This is a genomic window from Magnetococcales bacterium, from assembly GCA_015228935.1.
Classification (GTDB): Bacteria; Pseudomonadota; Magnetococcia; order Magnetococcales; family DC0425bin3; genus HA3dbin3.
Window position 1 is genome coordinate 76,365 of the sequence record JADGCO010000003.1, and the last position, 20,498, is coordinate 96,862.

At 62.9% G+C, this 20,498-nt stretch carries 3 protein-coding genes; all 3 read left to right on the forward strand.

Annotated features, from left to right (window positions below; genetic code table 11):
* Positions 1 to 133 precede the first annotated feature (133 nt).
* The 3 genes from HQL65_02170 to HQL65_02180 all read left to right on the forward strand — a co-directional run bounded on the left by HQL65_02170 (position 134) and on the right by HQL65_02180 (position 20,419).
* Positions 134 to 8,473 (forward strand): SDR family NAD(P)-dependent oxidoreductase, encoded by an 8,340-nt coding sequence (locus HQL65_02170; protein MBF0135018.1) that lies wholly within the window; start codon positions 134 to 136, stop codon positions 8,471 to 8,473.
* Between the two features lie 262 nt (positions 8,474 to 8,735).
* On the forward strand, positions 8,736 to 14,468 hold the full coding sequence (locus tag HQL65_02175; GenBank protein ID MBF0135019.1) for an SDR family oxidoreductase: 5,733 nt from the start codon (positions 8,736 to 8,738) through the stop codon (positions 14,466 to 14,468).
* A gap of 2 nt (positions 14,469 to 14,470) precedes the next feature.
* The gene (locus HQL65_02180) at positions 14,471 to 20,419 is read left to right on the forward strand and encodes a type I polyketide synthase (protein ID MBF0135020.1); all 5,949 of its coding nucleotides are present in this window, start codon (positions 14,471 to 14,473) and stop codon (positions 20,417 to 20,419) included.
* Positions 20,420 to 20,498 lie beyond the last annotated feature (79 nt).

Below are 20,498 nucleotides of genomic sequence, written 5' to 3' on the forward strand. Positions count from 1 at the left end.
ACCTGCGCCTGACTTTTTTACGACGGTTGCGGGTTGTACACGCTGCACCTTTCTTGTATGATTCCGCAACCGTCGTCCCTGCCCGGATGATTTTATGGCCTGTTTTCTGGTTTTACCTTGAGGATGGCTTGCATTGGCTGGTCGATTTGCCCATAAAATACATGAAAATCTGGTTGAATTACTGTGTTTTCACGCAGAATCCACACCGGACAAGATGGCGTTCACTTTTCTGAAGGATGGCAAGGTCGAGACCGACCGGTATACTTTTGCCGAACTGGATCGGCAGGCACGGGCCATTGCCGTGGAGCTGGCCCGCCTGGGTGGACGCCAGGGGGAGCGTGCCCTCCTGCTCTATCCGCCCGGCAGTGAATTCATGGCGGCCTTCATGGGGGCACTCTACGCCGGGATCATCGCCATTCCCGCACCACCTCCCGATGCGGCCCGCCTGAGGAGAACCCTGCCCCGTCTGCGTACCATCGCTCAGGATGCGCAAGCATCCCTGGTGCTGGCCACCCGGGATGTGATCGACCTGTTGACCCGGGACCAGGATGATCTGGTCGATTTTCCGCCCATGCAGTGGCTGGCCAGCGATCAGGTGGCCGGGGAGTCCGCCTCAGCCTGGCAGATGCCACCCCTGGAAAAGCAAGGCATCGCCTTTTTGCAATATACCTCGGGTTCCACATCCATTCCCAAGGGCGTGGTGGTGACCCACCATAATATCATCCACCATTCCCATCTGCTCCAGACAGCCTGGAAGTTTACGCCCGACAGCGTCAGCATCACCTGGGTCCCGTATTTTCACGATCTGGGCCTGATCGGCGGCCTGATTCAGCCCCTGTATAACGGCAACTCCTGCTATATTCTTTCACCTCTTACCTTTCTCAAGCGCCCCTTGCGCTGGTTGGAAGCGATTCATCGCTATCGTGGGACACACTCCCATGGCCCCAACTTTGCCTACGAGCTGTGTGTCCATAAAATCACCCCTGAACAAAAAGCCACGCTTGACCTGAGCAGTTGGCAATTCACCGGCAACGGTGCCGAGCCGGTCCGCAAAAGTACGCTGGACCGCTTTCAGGAAGCATTTGGTCCCTGCGGTTTTCGGGCTGATGCGCATTATCCCATCTACGGCATGGCTGAAACGACGCTCATCGTCTCGACCAAATCCCATGGTGATCTGCCGCAGGCCATGGAGGCCGACCCCGTGGCCATGGGGACAAGACAAACGGTCATCGATTACGATCCGGCAACAAGTCAGACCACCCTGCCGCCCGTATCCATCGTCAGCAATGGCCCCCCCATCGGCACCGTGCAGGTGGTGATTGTCGATCCGGACACATTGCACGCCCTGCCGGAAAATCGGGTTGGGGAAATCTGGGTCCAGGATGCCGGCGTGGCCCAGGGGTATTGGCAGCGCCCGGAAGAGAGTCGCGCCACCTTTCACGCCCGCCTGGCCGATGCCCCCGAACGGGGCGATTTTTTGCGCACCGGCGATCTTGGCTTTTTGCGCAACGGTGAACTCTATCCCACCAGTCGTCTCAAAAATTTGATCATCATCGCCGGGGTCAATCATTATCCCCAGGATGTGGAGCTGACTGTCCAGAATGTCCATCCGGTCTTTCGTCCGGATCATTGTGTCGCTTTTGCCGTGGAAATTGACGAGACTGAACGACTTGTCATCGTGGTCGAGGTGGAGTACCGCCTGGAAGATTGGGAACCTTTGTTTGCCGCTGTGCGCCAGGCACTCTCCGAGACCCATGATCTGGAACTTTATTCCCTGCTGTTTCTCAAAAAGGGTCAAATCCTCAAGACCTCCAGCGGCAAACTGCAACACAGCGCCTGCCGTAAAGCCTGGCTGGAACACTCTTTCGAGGTGGTGGCCAGTTGGCAACGTCATGTTCCTGCATCCCCGGTGATCAAATCCGCAACAATCGCGCCGGCATCCTCTACAGCAGGCATGCCAGCGACTTCGCCAGCAGCACCCTTGCCGGTGACCTCTACAGCAGGCATGCCAGCAACCTTGCCGACAGCACCCTTGCCGGTGACATCCACAGCGGACTTGCCAGCGACTTCGCCGGCAGCACCCTTGCCGGTGACCTCTACTGCAGGCATGCCAGCAGTCACGCCGGCAACGACGACATTGTCGGGGTCTCTCCCGTCTGCGGCACCTGGGTCTCTCCCGTCCGCAGCAACTTCCCAACCCTCTCGACCCGCAGCACCGGCCCTTGAAGCCTGGTTGCTGGCCCAACTGGCAAAACTCCTGGATGTTCCTGTCACCCAGGTGGACCGTCTGGCACCGTTTGCCAGTTACGGCCTGTCGTCCCAGGGGGCTGTCATGCTGGTCGGTGACCTGGAAGCCTGGCTGGGTGAGGAGGGACTGGCACCGACCCTGCTCTGGGATTATCCCACCATCGATCTGTTGACCCGGCACTTGTGTGGCGCTGCGCCCGGAACTGCGCCTCATGCCGGTATTCATTCAGCGTCCTCGCCTGCCGAACGTGGCGATCCCATTGCACACAACGATCCCATCGCCATCGTCGGTCTGGGGTTGCGCTTTCCCGGCAGCGACGATCCGGAACAATTTTGGAATCTTTTGCACCAGGGCATCGATGCCATCCGCGTCGTCCCCGATGACCGCTGGGACGCCGAACACTATTTTGCCCGGGAACCGGTCACTCCGGGGAAGATCAACTCCCGCTTTGGGGGATTTCTCGACCAGGTGGATGGTTTTGACGCCGGATTTTTTGGCATCTCTCCCTATGAAGCCCAGGTGATGGATCCCCAGCAACGCCTGTTGCTGGAGGTCAGTTGGGAGGCCTTGGAACAGGCCGGCATCAACCCGGAATCCCTGGCCGGCAGTGCAACCGGGGTCTTCATCGGCATCTGTTCAGACGACTATGGCCAATGGCTGCTCCAGGATGAGAGGACCATCAGTTCCTATACGGGCACCGGCAAGGCGATGAGCATTGCCGCCAACCGGCTTTCCTATCAACTGGATCTGCGGGGACCCAGTGTGGCGATTGATACCGCCTGCTCGTCGTCACTCGTGGCCATTCACCAAGCCTGTCAAGCACTCCGCAATGGAGAGTGCGATCTGGCTCTGGCCGGGGGGGTCAACCTGATCCTCACCCCGCACATGAGCATCGCCTTTTCCCAGGCCCAGATGCTTGCGGTCGATGGCCGTTGCAAAACCTTCGATGCCGCCGCCAACGGTTATGTGCGCAGCGAAGGGTGCGGTGTGGTCGTTCTCAAGCGTTTGAGCCATGCCCAAAAAAATGGGGATACCGTCCTGGCCCTGGTTCTGGGTTCGGCCATCAACCAGGATGGCCGCAGCAATGGCTTGACCGCACCCAATGGTCTGGCACAACAGGCCGTCATTCGGCAGGCCCTGGCCGCAGCCGGCGTGACACCCGCCCAGATCACCCTGGCCGAGGCCCATGGAACCGGAACCCCCCTGGGAGATCCCATCGAAATGAAAGCCTTGCAGGCCGTCCTGAGCGCCGGGCGTCCAGCCGGGCAGCGGTGTGCCATCGGCGCGGTCAAAAGCAATATTGGTCACCTGGAGGGTGCCGCCGGGATTGCCGGCATCAGCAAGGTGGTGTTGAGTCTGCAACATGCCGAGATTCCTCCCAATCTGCATCTGCACACCCTCAATCCCCTCATCGAGCTGGACGCAACCCGCTTTTTCCTGCCGACCACCCCGCACCCCTGGGACTCCCCTGCTGCTGGTCGCCGAATTGCCGGTGTCAGCTCCTTTGGCTTTGGGGGGACCAATGCGCATGTGATCCTGGCCGAACCACCACCCGAGCCACCTGCCACTCCGGTAACTCCGACAGGGGAAGCGTCTTCTTCTTTGGCAATCCGGACAGGGGAAGCGTTTTCTTCTTTGGCAGTCCGGACAGGGGAAGCATTTTCTTCGGAGAGCGAACGCCCCTGGCATCTGCTCACGCTTTCCGCCAAGGATGGCAAAGCGTTGCAAGCCTTGGCGGACCGTTACCGTAAACTTTTTACCACCGAGTCAATCCCTTCTCTTGCCGACCTTTGTTTTAGCGCTAACGTTGGCCGGGCGGCTTTTTCCGAGCGTCTGGTCGTCACGGCAACCACCGGGGCAGAGATGCAGGCCGGCCTGGCCGCCTTCACAGCCAACCAGCCAGGCAACTGGCAAAGCGCCCGGGTCGATGGCCGACAGATACCCAGGGTGGCCTGGCTCTTTACCGGCCAAGGCTCCCAATATGTGGGCATGGGCGAGGCGCTGTATGCCACGCAACCCGTCTTCCGGGCTGCGTTTGCCCGCTGTCAGGCCATTCTCGAACCCCTCCTCGGCTGTTCCCTGCCGGATCTGCTGTGGCCCGGAGAGGGACAGTACGATGGCCGGCTCGACCAGACGGCCTATACCCAGCCGGCGCTGTTTGCCCTGGAGTATGCCCTGGCGGAAATGTGGCGGGCCTGGGGCGTCACCCCGACGGCGGTCATGGGGCACAGTGTCGGTGAATATGTCGCCGCCTGCATCGCCGGGGTTTTTTCGCTGGAAGATGGCTTGCGGCTCATTGCCGAACGGGGGCGGTTGATCAACTCCCTGCCTGGCAATGGCAGCATGGTCGCCGTCCAGACCGATGCGGCCCGGGTCACCGCCGCCATCGGCTCCGAAGCCCAGGTGGTGATTGCCACCATGAACGGTCCCAACAGTCAGGTCATCGCCGGGGAAAAGGAGGCCGTGGCCCGGGTGGCGACGATCCTCCAGAAGCAGGGGGTGGAACTCCGGCCCCTGACGGTCTCGCATGCCTTTCACTCCCCGCTCCTGGATCCCATCCTGGAACCCTTTGCCCGGGCTGCCCGGCAGGTCCGTTTCCAGCCGCCTCGCCTGCCGGTCATTTCCAACCTGACCGGTCAGGCCATCAGCGACGCCATGGCCTCCGCCGACTATTGGGTGGCCCATGTGCGGCAACCGGTCCGTTTTGGCGACGGCATGCGCTCCCTTCTGGAATCGGGATGCGATGTTTTTCTGGAGATTGGCCCGCAGCCCACCCTGTTGGCCCTGGGGCAGCGAATTGCCCCTGCTGTTCCCGGCCCGGAAGGCAGCGCGGAACGTCTCTGGCTGCCATCGTTGCGTCCCAAAAAAATGGTCTGGCCGCAAATTTTATCCACCCTCGGCCAACTCGTTCTGCGTGGTGTGGCCATCGACTGGCGGGGATTTGACCAGGGATATCGCCGCCAGCGGATCGCCCTGCCCACCTATCCTTTCCAGAGGCAACGCCACTGGCTGGCCACCCCGCCCGCCACGCTGTCCCGCGCAGCCGGCACCCGCCCATCGGCAGGGGGCAGCCACGGTCAGGTGACCAACAATCTGCTCGGACGCCGGGTGCAATCGCCTCTGCTGCGGGGAATGTTGTTTGAATCCTCGTTCAATATCGAACGGCTGCCTCTCCTGGGAGAACATCGGGTTTTTGCCCATCTGGTGGTCCCGGCGGCGGCCCAGTTGTCCCTGTTGCTGGCGGCGGCCCGGGCCGGCTTTGGAACCTCCTCCTGCGCCCTGGAAGACATCATCTTTCCGCAGGCGCTCGTCATCCCCGAACAACGCGGACGCCGGGTACAGCTTCTCCTGGAACCCCCCGACGCTGCCCAGGAACAAAACGGCCACCGTTTCCGGTTGCTCAGTCAGGCGGAAGAGAGTGACCCGGATGCGGAAGACCGCGTGCCAACCTTCCCGGGCAACACCCCCCAATCCTGGGAGGAGCATGCCAGTGGCCGCCTGCGGGCCGGACCGGTCACCCCCCGGCTGCCGGAGACTCCCCTGGCCACCGTGCAGGCTCGTTGCCCGCAACAGATCCTGGCACCGTTTTACACGGACATCTGGCAGCAGAGCATCACGCTGGGGCCGGAGTTTCGCTGGGTGGAGAGCCTCTGGCAGGGGGAAGGCGAACTCCTGGCCCGTCTGCGTCCGGAAACGCCCGCGCTGGCCCAAAACGACCCGGGACTCCACGCCGGTCTCATCGACTCCATGCTCCAGATCATCACCGGTCTGCTCTCCCTGACCGCAACCGAGGCCGTGGTCCCGTTTTCCCTGGAGGGATTTCATTATCTGGGAAATCCTGACCGATCCCAACTGTGGAGCCATTTGCTTCTGCGGCGTGATCCCGCCACATCCCCCAACGATCCGATGATCGTCAGCGACGTCCGGCTCCTCTCCGCCCAGGGGGAACTGGTCGCGGAAGCGGTCGGTTTCCGGGTGCGTCGGGTGGAGAGTCGTCTGTTGCTGCGCGACCTGACCCGGGGTTTGGATGATCCCCTGTATCAGGTCCAGTGGGTAAACCGTCCGGCATTGGCAACGCCTGGCCCGGATGCTGCCGGGATCCGGGTGCTTGATGCATCCGGAACCAGAACCTGGTTGATTTTTACCAACGGGGCCGGGTTGATTGCGGCGGCAGGCCGGCAGTTGCGGGCCAGGGGCGACCGGGTGGTGATGGTCACCCCGGCGGCGGAAACCTCTTTGCAGATCGTGGCCGAGGATCATTACCGACTGGATCCCGCTGCCCCGGCGGCATTGGATGACCTGTTCGCCAGCGTGGGTGGGGCGTTGCAGGGGATTCTCTATGGTTGGGGTCTGGAACTCCCCGCCCTGCCCACAACTGCGGAACTGGTGGTTCAGCAGCGGCTGGTCTGTGGCGGTCTGCTGCATCTGGTGCAGGCTTTGGCCGGGCAGGCCGCGCCAGCCCCGCTCTGGCTGGTCACGTGTGGCGGTGTTGCCGTCCAGGCCGGCGAGCCGGGCCATGCAACCCAGCAGATGGTGTGGGGCATGGGGCGGGTGATTCGTACCGAGCATCCGGCCTTTTCTTGTCGCCTGATCGATCTTGACCCGACGGTCTCGCCGGAACAAAGCGGCAGCGACCTGTTGACTCTTCTGGCCACGGCGGATGCAGAGCCGGAACTCGCCCATCGTCAGGGTTCCACCCTGGTCTCCCGACTCGCCACACTGACGTTGCCACCGTTGCCACCACCCGCAGCCATGCGAACAGAAACATTTACCGCACCCGTGCCAACCGCAGCATCAGCAGCGGCAACAACGGCAGCATCAGCAACGGCAGCATCGGCAGCGGCAACAACGGCAGCATCGGCAGCGGCAACCACAACCCAATCCGCCTGGCCTGCCCTGCTGGATGATGCGGCCACAACCCTGATTACCGGCGGTCTGGGCGGTCTGGGTCTGGCACTCGCCGAATGGCTGGCAACCCAGGGGGTCCGGCATATTGCCCTGCTGGGTCGTCGTCCGCCGGATGCCGCTGCATCCCAACGGATCGCTGCCCTGCGTACCCGGGGCACCCAGGTGACCACCTGGCAGGTCGATTGCGCCGATCACGATCAACTGGCAACGGCCCTGGCCCAATTGCAGGCAACCATGCCCCCCCTGCGGGGTGTGTTTCATGCGGCGGGTATCCTTGATGACGGTGTGCTGACCGGCATGACCTGGGAACGCTTTGCCCGGGTGCTGGCCCCCAAGTGTGCCGGCAGTTGGAACCTGCATCTTCTGACCCGGAATCTGCCCCTGGCCCATTTTGTCGGTTTTTCCTCGGTTGTCTCCGTCCTGGGTCTGGCCGGACAGGGCAACTATGCCGCCGCCAACGCCTTCATGGATGGCCTGATGCGGCAGCGCCGGGCAGAAGGGTTGCCGGGCCTGGGAATCAACTGGGGGGCCTGGCACGGGATCGGCATGACGGCAGGACTCGACGCACAACAACAGGAACGCCTCCAGGCCATGGGCATGGACCCCTTGTCCCTGGAACAGGGATTTTCCATCCTGGGTCGATTGCTCGGCCAGACGACCGGCACCGGCCAGACGACCAGCAATGGCCAGACAACAAGCACCGGCCAGACGACCAACAAGGGCCAGACAATCAGTAACGACCAGACCGGCAATGACCAAATGACCGGCAACGTGTGCGTCCTGCCGATCACCTGGTCGCGCTTCCTGGCCCGTTTTGCCGCGCCACCGCCATTCTATCGCCAGTTGCGGCAGGTGATGCCCGCCACCCCCTCCCCTGCCCCGGGAGCCACAACCACCGCCGAAACCCATCTGGCCTCGACATGGACCAACCTCCCCCTCCCCGAGCGTTGGCAACACCTGGAAAACCATGTGCGCCGGGAAGTGGCCCATGCCCTGGGCATGACCGACCCGCAACAACTGGCCACCCGCACGCGATTTTTCGATCTGGGCCTGGATTCGCTCGGTGCCGTGGAGCTGCGCAATCGTCTGGCCAGCGGCCTGGGGTGTACCCTGCGAGCCACCCTGTTGTTTGATTTTCCGATGGTGGATGTCCTGGTCGATCACCTGGGACGTGACGTGCTGGGCTGGCAAAAAACGACAGCCCCGACCGAACCCGACCCTGATAAAAAAACAGTTGAACCCTTGGTTGAAAACCTGGACTCTCTCTCCGAACAGGAACTCGCCGATCTTCTGACCCGGGAGTTGAGTTTATCCTGATTTTTTTGTTGATGATCAACCAGAACTGTTGAAAGACAATCAACATGGACAAACCTGAACAGGTCTCAGATAAAAATTCTCCGGAATCAAAGCCAAATGGTGATTTGCTTGCCCACCTGGCAAGAAGCCATGCCAATGCTGAAATGGTCCGAAAGTTTGGTGACCCGGTTGAGTGGCAACGTGAACAACGCAAAGATCGTCCCTTGCCAGGCAGGGATATGTAATCAGCATGGAACCCCAATAAACGACAGGCACCCTCCCCATGAGTCAGGAACAGGAAAATTACCGTGCCCTGATGGCCAAGGCCTTGCTGGAAATCAAGGGCCTCAAGACCCGTTTGAAAACCCTGGAAGAAGAACGCAGCGAACCCATTGCCATCATCGGCTATGGCTGCCGCTTTCCGGGTGGTGCCGACAATCCGGAGGGGTATTGGCATCTGCTCCAGAATGGCATCGATGCCATCGTCGAACTCCCCAAGTCGCGCTGGGACATCAGCGCCTATCACGACCCCGACATGGAAGCCCCGGGCAAAATTTGTACCCGCAATGGGGGATTTCTGCCCCAGATCGACAGTTTTGATGCCCCGTTTTTCGGAATTTCACCCCGCGAGGCCGAGAGTCTGGATCCCCAGCAACGCCTGCTCCTGGAGGTGAGTTGGGAAGCCCTGGAAAATGCCAACCTGGTCCCGGAACGGCTGTTCAACAGCCGCACCGGGGTTTTTGTCGGGGTGTGCAGCCTGGATCACGCCATCCGCCTGATGGGTGAAGGTCCCCTGGATGCAGTGGATGCCTATCATGGAACCGGATGCGCCTTTGCCCCGGTGGCGGGGCGTATTTCGTTTTTCTTCGGTTTTACCGGGCCGAGTTTCATTGTGGATACGGCCTGTTCCTCCTCGCTGCTCTCCCTGCATCTGGCCTGCGAAAGTCTGCGGCGGCGCGAGTGTGACCTGGCCCTGGGGAGCGGCGTCCATCTCCTGACCCATCCCGGCTACTCCATCACCTTTTCCAAGGCCCACATGTTGTCCGTGGATGGGCGTTGCAAAACCTTCGATGCGGCGGCCAACGGCTATACCCGGGGCGAGGGGTGCGGGGTCCTCGTTCTCAAACGTCTTGCGGACGCCAAACGGGATGGTGATGTCATCCGTGCCCTGATTCGCGGCTCGGCGGTCAACCAGGATGGTCCGAGCGGCGGTTTCACGGTCCCCAGAGGCCCCGCCCAGGAGGATGTCATCCGTCAGGCCCTGGCCCGCGCCAATTTGGACCCCTCCCAGGTGAGCTACATCGAGGCCCACGGCACCGGTACCTCCCTCGGCGACCCCATCGAAATGAGTTCCCTGGGCAATGTGTTCGGTCCCGGTCACTCCAAAAGCCATCCACTGCGGGTGGCCTCGGTCAAGACCAATATCGGTCATCTGGAGGGAGCCGCCGGGGTTGCCGGGGTGATCAAGGTTGTCCTGGCCCTGCAACATCGTGCCCTGCCGCCCCACCTGCACCTGAAAAATCCGAGTCCGTTCATTCCCTGGAAGGATATTCCCGTCGAGATACCCACCCGGTTGACACCCTGGGAGGTCCCGGGTGGCGGCTTGCGGGTGGCGGGCATCAGTTCGTTCGGTTTCAGTGGCACCAACGTGCATCTGGTTCTTTCGGAACCGGAACCCTCGGCCACGGATGCTCTGGCCAGCCCGCCAATCCCCCAACCGCCGATGTATCTCCTCCCCCTGGCGGCCAAATCGGAAGATGCCCTGCACGCCCTGGCCAACCGGTATGCCACCGAAACCCTGCGCCATGAAGACGTGGATCTTGCCGCCGTGACCTGGACGGCGGGCACGGCGCGAACCCTGTTCCGTCGTCGCCTGGCCGTGGTGGCCGCCGACCGCGAAGAGGCCCGGACCCGTCTGGCCGCCTTTGCCGCCGGACGCCTGGAAGAGGGGATCATCTCCGGCACCCAGTCGGCCACGGATGGCCCGCCCAAGGTGGGATTTTTGTTCACCGGTCAGGGATCCCAGTATTCCGGCATGGGTCGCCAACTCTATGAGACATCGCCCCTGGTTCGCGATACCCTCAACCAGTGCGATTCGGTTTTGAAGCCCCTGCTGGGTCGTTCCCTGCTGGAAGTCCTGTTTGCCCCGGAACAGGCAGCGGAACTCGATCAGACCGGCAACACCCAGCCGGCCATGTTTGCCCTGGAAGTGGCCCTGGCCCGTCTCTGGCAATCCTGGGGCGTGGAGCCGGTGGCCATGCTGGGCCACAGTGTCGGCGAATATGCCGCCGCCTGCGTGGCAGGACTCTTCACCCTGGAAGAGGGTCTGCACCTGATCGCCGCCCGCGCCCGTGGCATGCAGAGCCTGCCGGCAGGGGGAGCCATGAGCGCCATCCTGGCCGACGAGGCCACAGTCAGTGCCGTGGTGGCCACCCATGGGGATGCCCTCTCCGTGGCAGGTGTCAACGGACCCCGCAATACCGTCATCTCCGGAACCCGTGCCGCCGTGGACCAGGTGGTTGCCCATTTTACCGGCCTGGGCATCACCTGCCGCCCCTTGCAGGTGTCGCACGCCTTCCACTCCGCCCTGATGGATCCCATGCTGGAAGCCTTCCGCACGGTGGCCAATCAGATTCCCTTCAAGACCGGCACCATCCCCGTCATTGCCAATGTGGATGCCCAATTGCCGGAGTCCCGGCTGCGGCAGGGGGATTACTGGGTGGAACATGTTCGGCGTCCGGTCCGCTTTGCCGATGGCATGATCCAAATGGCCGCCAGGGGGTGCAATCTCTTCGTGGAGATTGGTCCGCGTCCGACACTGCTCGGCATGGGCAAGGGGGTTCTCGAAACCACTCACCCGGCCATCGCCAACGATCCGGGAGCCTGGCTCCCCAGCCTGCGCAAGGGTGACCCTGCCTGGCGAACGGTTTTGGCGGCCCTGGGTGGTTATTTTGTGCGTGGCGGCCCGGTCAAATGGGAAACCCTGGGCCGGGGCCGGACCACACTCCCCACCTATCCCTTTCAGCGTCGTCGCCATTGGCGCGAGGTGATCTTCGACGGCGGCGGTACCCCCCTGCATGGCGAGGCCAGACTGGAACACCCCCTGCTCGGTCGCTGGTTCCGTTCCCCCCTGCTGACCGAAACCCTGTTCGAAACCCTCTTCAGCAAAAAAAATCTTCCATTCCTGGAAGATCACCGCATTTTCGGGGAACTCGTCGTGGCCGGGGCCTCGCATATTTCCCTGGTCCTGGGAGCAGGTCAGCAGGTTCTGGGTACGGCGGCCTGTCAGTTGCGCGACATTTATTTTCCCCAGGCGCTGGTGGTTCCCGAAGAGGGAGAACGCACCGTGCAGCTCGTCCTGAAGGCCGGCGAGCGGGAAAAAGGCTCCGAGTTTCGTCTGGTCAGTTTTGCCGAGACCAACACCGAACCGAATCTCCATGCCACGGGGCGTCTGCTCCCGACCCCGGCAACGGATGCCACACCCCGGGAGGTTCTGGCCAACCAGGAAGCCATCTGGAACCGTTGCGGCCCGGATCTGGATCCCGAGACCGTCTATGCCACCCAGGCCCAACGGCAGATTGTCGTGGGTCCCGGATATCGCTGGTTGCGTGCCTTGCGGGTCGGCAACCAGGAGGCCATGGCCAGGCTGTGTGCGCCGACAGGTCTGGAAAGCGTCGTCAGCCGTTATCAGCTCCATCCCGGCCTGATCGACTCCTGTTTTGGTCTGCTGGTCATGACCCTGGCCATCGATGTCGAAGAGAGTTTCATTCCCTTCAGCATGGAGGCGGTCCATTTTCACCGTCCCCCCGGCAACACCAACCTCTGGGCCTACGCCCGCCTGCGGCCCGAGGCGGCGGCCCAGGGCCGGTTGCTCGGGGACATGCATATCGTGACGGAGCATGGCGAACGGGTGGCCGATTTTATCGGCCTGGAAGGTCGCAAGGCAGGACGTGAGGCCCTGCTGCAAAATGCCGATCACACCCGCTGGCTCTACCAGGTGCAGTGGCAACCCCTTCCCCCTTCTTCCCAGCCCGCTGCCCATCCCACCGGTACCTGGCTGCTGCTGGAAAATCCCGGGGATGGTGCCGGTGCCGCCCTGGCTGCCCGGTTGCAACAACAAGGATGCCGCTGCCTGCGGGTCTTCCCGGGCCAAACAGGGAGTGCCCTGCACACCCTGGCCACGGACCAGTATACCCTGGATCCGGAAGATGCCCAGGCCTTTGGCCTTCTGCGCCAGACCCTTGATAAATTGCCTCTGACAGGGGTGGTTCATCTTTGGTCTTCTTTGCCTGCCAACAGAAAGGTTCCAGACGAAAAGACCCCGGATGGAAAAGCTCCTGACACACAGGCTCCCGACGAAAAAACTCCTGACGCACAGGCTCCCGACGGAAAAGCTCCAGATACAGGGGATCTCCACTCCCGGTTGGCACGCACGACCGGCAGTGCGCTTTTCCTGCTTCAGGAACTCCTCAAGATGGATCCGGTACCGCGTCTTTTTCTGGTCACCCGGGGTGCCCAGGGCGTGGTGGCCGACGATATGGTTGCCGGCTGCCTGCAAACCCCGCTTTGGGGTCTGGCCAGGAGTCTGGCCGTCGAACATCCGGAATTGCGCAGCGTCTGCGTGGATCTGGAATCCCTCCCGGCAACATCCCAGGCTGCGGGAGCGGCACAGGCAGCGGCTGACCTCTCTGCCCCGGCGGCCATGGAGGGTCTGCTGACCGCCCTGGCCGCACCCGAGGCGGAACAGCAACTCGCCTGGCGGGACAACCGGCTTTACGTCTCCCGCCTTCAACCTCATGCCGATCCCCTGCCGCCGGAGGTCACCCTGCCCGCCGCCGCCACCTATCTCCTCAGTGGGGGGTGTGGCGGGCTTGGGCTGGAAGTGGCAGGCTGGCTCGTGGAGCGCGGGGCACAAAACCTGGTGTTGCTGGGGCGCACCCCTCCCAACGCCCGGGTTCAGGAGACCATCGCCAACTGGACCCAAAAAGGGGTGACCATCCAGACTCACCAGGTCGATGTCAGCGATGCCGCTGCCCTGGCCGCAACCTTCCGTGCCATGACCACCACCCTCCCCCCCCTGCGCGGTATTTTCCACCTTGCCGGACAACTGGAGGATGGTCTGCTCGCAACGCTGCCCTGGTCCCGGTTTGCCCTTCCCCTGGCGGCCAAACTCATCGGCGGCTGGAATCTGCATCAGGTTTCCCTGGACCAACCCCTCGATTTTTTCGTCTGCTTCTCGTCGATCACGGCGCTGCTCGGCAACCCCTCCCAGGGCAACTATGCGGCGGCAAATGCCGGCCTGGACGGATTGATCCATTATCGGCGTGCCGCCGGCCTGCCGGGACTGAGCCTCAACTGGGGTCCCTGGGGCGAGGTCGGCATGGCCGCCCGCCTCGATCAGGCCAGCCGCAAACGTCTCGCCGAACAGGGTTTGACCCTGATTCCCCCCACCGTCGGACTGCGTCTCCTGGGTCGCCTGCTGGCAGGCCGGACCGCTCAGGTCGGGGTGCTGCCCATCGACTGGAACCGTTATGCCCCGGCAACCGCCTCCCCGTTCACGGCCCACATGGTCGCCACCGGCAAAGACCAGAAAACCACCACCTCGGGGGCAGAAGGGCTGCTCAACACCCTGAAGGCGTCCCAACCCCGGCAACGTCGGGACATTCTGCAAACCTATCTCGCCCGGCAGGTGGGTCAGGTGTTGCGTCTCGAACAGCTCTCCCAGATCGAACCCCGGGGCCGACTCTTCGACCTGGGCATCGACTCCCTGATGGCCCTGGAGTTGAAATCCCGGTTGCAGAAGGATTTGCAGGTGACGCTCAGTTCCACCCTGCTGTTCGACTATCCCACCCTGGAAGCCCTGCTCAACCATCTCCTGGATGATCTTCTGGCCGACAAGCTGGCCTCCCCACCGGAGCCGGATGCCGGCAGGGAACCCACGCAAGCGCCGGATCTCTCCGAAGCCGAGGCGGAAGCGGCCCTGCTGGATCAACTCGATAAACTGGGAATCTCCTGAGCATGCTGAACGATCCGTCGGGAAAAAGCGATCTGTCGCCCACCAAACGCGCCCTGCTGGCCCTGCAAACCATGCAGGCCAAGGTGGACCGTCTGGAACGCGAAAAACGCGAACCCATCGCCGTGGTCGGCATGGGGTGTCGATTTCCTGGCGGTGCGGCCACTCCGGAGGCCTTTTGGCAGTTGCTCCGGGAGGGGCGTGATGCCATGCGCGAAGTGCCCCCGGCCCGGTGGGACATCGAGGCTTTTTACAATCCCGATCCGGATGTGCCGGGAAAAATGTATACCCGGGTCGGCGGCTTTCTCGATCAGGTGGATCGTTTCGATCCGCAATTTTTCGGCATCTCCCCCCGGGAGACCCAGAGCATGGATCCCCACCAGCGCCTCGTGCTGGAGGTGACCTGGGAGGCATTGGAAAATGCCCACATGGCCCCTGACCGGCTCTACAACAGCGTCACCGGGGTTTTCGTCGGCATGACCAACACCGAATTCGGGGCCAACCTGATCTGGAACAACGACCCGACCCGGATCAGCGGTTACGATGCCTCGGGCGGCTCGCTCGGGGTGGCGGCGGGACGGCTCTCCTACATCATGGGCTTCACCGGTCCCAGCCTGACGCTCGATACGGCCTGTTCCTCCTCGCTCGTCACGACGCACCTGGCCTGTCAAAGCCTGCGCCTGGGTGAATGCGACATGGCCATCTCCGCCGGCGTCAACCTGATTTTCGGCCCGGAGACATTCATCAATTTTTGCAAGGCGCACATGCTTGCCCCCGATGGCCACTGCAAAACCTTCGACGCCGCCGCCGATGGCTACGCCCGGGGTGAGGGGTGCGGCGTGGTCGTGTTGAAACGCCTCTCCGACGCCCTGCGCGACGGGGACAGGATTCATGCCCTGCTGCGCGGTTCGGCGGTCAACCAGGATGGACCCAGTGGGGGCTTGACGGTTCCCAATGGTCCCTCGCAGGTGCGGGTGATCCGCAATGCCCTGGCCAATGGCGGCATTGACCCGGCAGAGGTCGGTCTCATCGAGGCCCATGGCACCGGCACCTCTCTGGGCGATCCCATCGAAATGGGTGCCCTGGGTACGGTGTTTGGAACCCGCCGCCCTGCCGACAAACCCTTGTGGGTCGGCTCGGTCAAAACCAATTTTGGTCACCTGGAGTCGGCAGCCGGCATTGCCGGGTTGATCAAGGCCATCCTGGCCGTGGAACACGGGGAGATTCCGCCCCACATGAATTTCAACCACCCTTCGCCCCACATTGACTGGGCCAATCTGCCGGTACGCATTCCCCGGACTCCCGAACCCTGGGATGCACCCTCCCGCGTCGCCGGGGTCAGTTCTTTCAGCTTCAGCGGCACCAATGCGCATATTGTGCTGTCTGCCTGGCATCCCGACGAGAATCATTCCCGCCCTGGTCCGGAAAAATCCCCGGCATTGACCACGGCCAGAATTCCCGACGGAGAGGATTCCCTTGCCAACCCGGCCAGGATCCCCGACGGAGAGGATTCCCTTGCCAACCCGGCCAGGATTTCCAACGGGACAGATTCCCGCCCTGAACCGGCAAGTCCGTCATCCCCGACAGCAGTCATTCTGCCCCTCTCGGCCAAAAACAAACCCGCCCTGGCCGAACTCGCCCGCCAGCATCAGGCCAGACTCGGCCAGCAGCCGCCAGCCGTGCAGGATTGGCGGGCCTGGTGTGCGGCTGCCGGACAGGGACGCAACCATTTCAACGAACGTCTCGCAGTGGTTGCCAGCGAACCGGCCCAGGCGGCAGACATGTTGGCCTCTCTGCTGCCCGGTATCGCCGACCCCTCCCCGACTGCCGCCCCCCCTGCCGCCGGATCGGGCTGGCTGGGATCCGTGCCGGGCGGGGTACGCCCCAAGGTGGTGTTTCTGTTTACCGGGCAGGGTGCGCAATATGTGGGCATGGCCCGCCAACTGTATGACCAGGAACCCCTTTTCCGGGCCACCCTGGAGCAGTGCGACGCCCTCCTGCGGCCCCATCTCGAACGGTCCCTGCTGGCCATGCTCTATCCGGCTCCCGGGGTGACGGATGCCGAGGCCGTCATCAACTCCACGGCCAATACCCAGCCCCTGCTGTTTGCCATCGAGTATGCCCTGGCGCAACTCTGGATCTCCTGGGGCATCACCCCCGATGCCGTGCTGGGTCACAGCGTGGGGGAATATGTCGCAGCCTGTCTGGCCGGGGTGTTTTCCCTGGAAGAGGGATTGCGCCTGATTGCGGCCCGTGGCCGGTTGATGGTGACCCACTGCACCCCCGGGGCCATGCTGGCCATCACCCTGGATGAAGAGGCGGTCCGCGAGGCCCTGCAACCCTATGGCGAGTCGCTCGCCATCGCCACCCTCAATGGCCCCCAACGGGTGGTGGTCGCCGGCGAGAGTCAGGCCGTTGCAACCCTGGCCGCCGCCCTCGATGAACGCGGGGTGGAAAACAAGCGCCTGCAAGTCTCGCACGCCTTCCACTCGCCGCTCATGCAACCGATGCTCGCCCCCTTCCGCCAGGAGGTCAGCCGGATCCGTTGCCAAAAACCAACCTTGCCGCTCTGCTCCAATCTGACGGGCAAACTGGCCGACACGGAACTGACCGATCCGGAGTATTGGTGCCGGCATGTGCGCCAACCGGTGCGTTTTGCCGCCGGGCTGCACACCTTGATCGAGGCCGGCTATCGCCTGTTCCTGGAGGTTGGCCCGAAACCGGTTTTGGCCCATCTCGGCCAGGCCTTCCAGGAAGAGGTGTTTCCCACCCTCCGGACCACCTGGCTCACCACCCTGCGGCAAAATCGGGACCCCCATACCCACATGTTGCAGACCCTGGGACAACTCTACGTCCAGGGCGTCACCCCCGACTGGGCGGCGGTCACCCCCGGCAGGCGCGGTCTGGAAGAACATCTGCCCAACTATCCCTTCCAGCGGCAACGCTACTGGTACGAGGAACGTAAAAAATCGGCCTTCGCCATGCCCCGGGGAGAACATCCCCTGTTGGGGGCACCGCTCCACTCCCCCGGCTTTGCGGAAGGGGTGCAGGTCCATGTCAACCACCTGGAACCATCGGCCTCCGGTTTTCTGGCCCACCATCGCATTTTTTCCGCAGTCACGTTGCCGGCGGCAGCCTTTGTGGAGATGGTTCTCGCCGCAGGGCATCTGCGCCTTGCAGCCGGCAAGTTGACCCTTGAAGCGTTCGCCATCCACAAGGCCCTGGTGTTTCCGGAACAGGGTTCCCGCCAGGTCCAGGTGGTGTTGCGACCGGAAACCAACGGTTTTGCCTTTGACATTTTCAGTGCCGACGCCGCACTGACCACCGAATGGATGTTGCATGCCTCGGGACGGGTCACCACGACCAGCGAGCAGGAGATGATTCCGGATCGTGACATGCCCCACCTGCGTGCCCTGGGTCGGACGGAAATTCCGGTTCAGGAGTTTTATGACCTGGTGTGCAGTGTGGGCATTTTTCATGACGAACGGTTCCAGGCCCTGGAACGTCTCTGGCACGGGGATGGGGTGATTGTCGGCGCGTTGCGTCTGCCGGAGGTGTTGCTTGCCGATGCCGCCCCCTATCACCTCCATCCGGTGTTGCTGGATGCCGCCTTGCAGATGGTGGGTGCCTTGTTGCTGCACCATGGCTTGGCGTATCTGCCGGTCGGGATGGAGCGTCTGATCCTGCATCGGCGGCCCGACATGCACCTGTGGTGCCGGGTCACGAAAACCTCGGCAGATACGGAACAAGCGGCCCGTTTTCATACGGCGGATCTGGAGTTGTTGACAGATCAGGGCGTGGTGGTGGTGACCATCGAGGGGTTGCGTTTTCAGCAGGTGGATGCCGGGGCGCTGGCCGGTCAGCTTCCCGTCCAAAAATGGCTCTACACCCCGACCTGGGAAGCCCGGGAATGGACCGATATCGATCCGGCGGACAGGAGTTCCCCGCCTGCCCCGACAGAAGATCCCTGGTTGATTCTGGCCGACCGGGGGGGCGTGGGCGTCAGTCTGGCGGTCCTCCTGAAAAAAACCGGCAGCACCCTGACCCTGGTGACCCGGTCCGGCGACAGCATTCCGGTCCAGGAACTGGCTCCAGGCAACGAAAAAGGAATAAAATACCTCGCCGACGCCGGCGTTCCGATCCAGGTGTTGGATCCGGGCAACGAGGAAGGAATCAGGCATCTTCTGGAACGCCGGGAAGCCAGCCAACCCTGGCGGGGAATTGTTTTTGCCTGGGGCCTGGACACACCTCTGGCCCCGAACCTGACCCCAACCTCTCTCGAAGAGGCCCAGCAGCAGGGATGCGGGGCCGTGTTGGCGCTCGTGCAAGCCTTGTTGCGTCTTGATCTGCCCCAGGTGCCGGCTCTCTGGCTGGTGACCCGGGATGCCGTCCACATTCCCGGCAGCGATAGCGGTAACGCCGGTCTGGCCCAGGCCACCTTGTGGGGCCTGGGGCGGGTCATCGCCACCGAACTGCCCAACCTGACCGTCAAACTTCTGGATCTTCCCCTGACTTTGGATCCGGACCACGCCGCCGCCTCTCTGGCCCGGGAACTCTCCGCCCAGGATACCGGAGAACGCCAGATAGCCTTGCGGGATGCAGCCTTGACCGATGCCGGGAAACCCGGAAACGCCTTGCGGGATGCAGCCTTGACCGATGCCGGGAAACCCGGAAACGATACGCATGGACTCACCCGTTTTGTGGCCCGTCTGACCCCCTGGCAGGAAACCACCCGCCAACCCCTGCCGGTCCGGGAAAATGCGCGTCATCTCATCGTGGGCGGTCTGGGGGGCCTGGGTCTGGAGGTGGCACAGTGGCTGGCCACCACCCGGGGTGCCCGCCATCTGGTTCTCATGGGACGCTCGCCGGCCAGGCCGGAAATTCTCCCCCGTCTGGACGCCCTGCGTGCCCAGGGGGTCGAGGTGGAGGTGGTCCAGGCTGACATCGCCGATGCCGGACAGGTGGCGGCCCTTCTGGCCCCTGCTGCCGGGAATACCGCGCCCTGGGGCGGGGTCATCCATGCGGCGGGTGTCCTGGATGACGGCATGCTGGAAAGCCTCACCTGGCCACGCTTCCAGAAGGTGATGGCGGCCAAGGTGACCGGAGCCTGGAATCTGCATCAGGCCACGGCTTCCCTGCATCTGGATTATTTTGTCCTCTTCTCTTCCATGGCCTCGTTGTTCGGTTCTCCGGCCCAGGCCAACTATGCCGCCGCCAATGCCTTCCTCGACGCCCTGGGAGGTCATCGCCGCCAGAGCGGCTTGCCGGCCATGGTCATCAACTGGGGTCCCTGGGCGGAGATCGGGGCAGCGGCCAACCGACCGGCCAGCGGCAATCTTGGCATCAAAGGGGTTGGGTCCCTGGCACCCGCCGAAGGCCTGCGCATCCTCGACCACTGTTTCGACCATCCGGCGGGACACATCGTGGCTGGCAAGGTACAGTGGCCGCAATTGCTCGCCATCCCGGGCCTGGCCACCCCGTTCCTGGCCCATTTCCTGGCCCAACGCCAGGAAAGTGGCACCAGACAACCGGAATTTCTGGCGACGCTCCGGGAACTGCCCCTGAACGAGCAACGTGCCCGGTTGCTGGAACATGTCAAGTCCCAACTGGCCCGGGTGCTGGGCATCCCCTCCAGCCGTGACATCGACGAAAACAAGGGCTTCTTCGACCTGGGCATGGACTCGCTCACCTCGGTGGAACTCCGCAATGCCCTGCAAGCCACCCTGGGAACCTCCCTCTCTTCGACCCTGCTCTTCAAGTTCACGACCCCTCTGGCCCTGGGGACCCATCTGGCGGAAAAACTCCTGGATTCCAAGGGTTCCGCCCCGGTCCCTGCCACCCCCGCAACACCAGTCGCACCAGCCGAAACCCTGTTGCAGGATGTCAAAACCTTGTCCGACACGGATATCGAGGCCCTGATCAATCAGGAATTTGCCAATCTGGTGCAGGGATGATGGCAATGACCGGCAAATCTGGAGCAAAGCACATGGCAAAGAACATCGCGGCCACGGTCAATCAAGAATTGGCAAATCC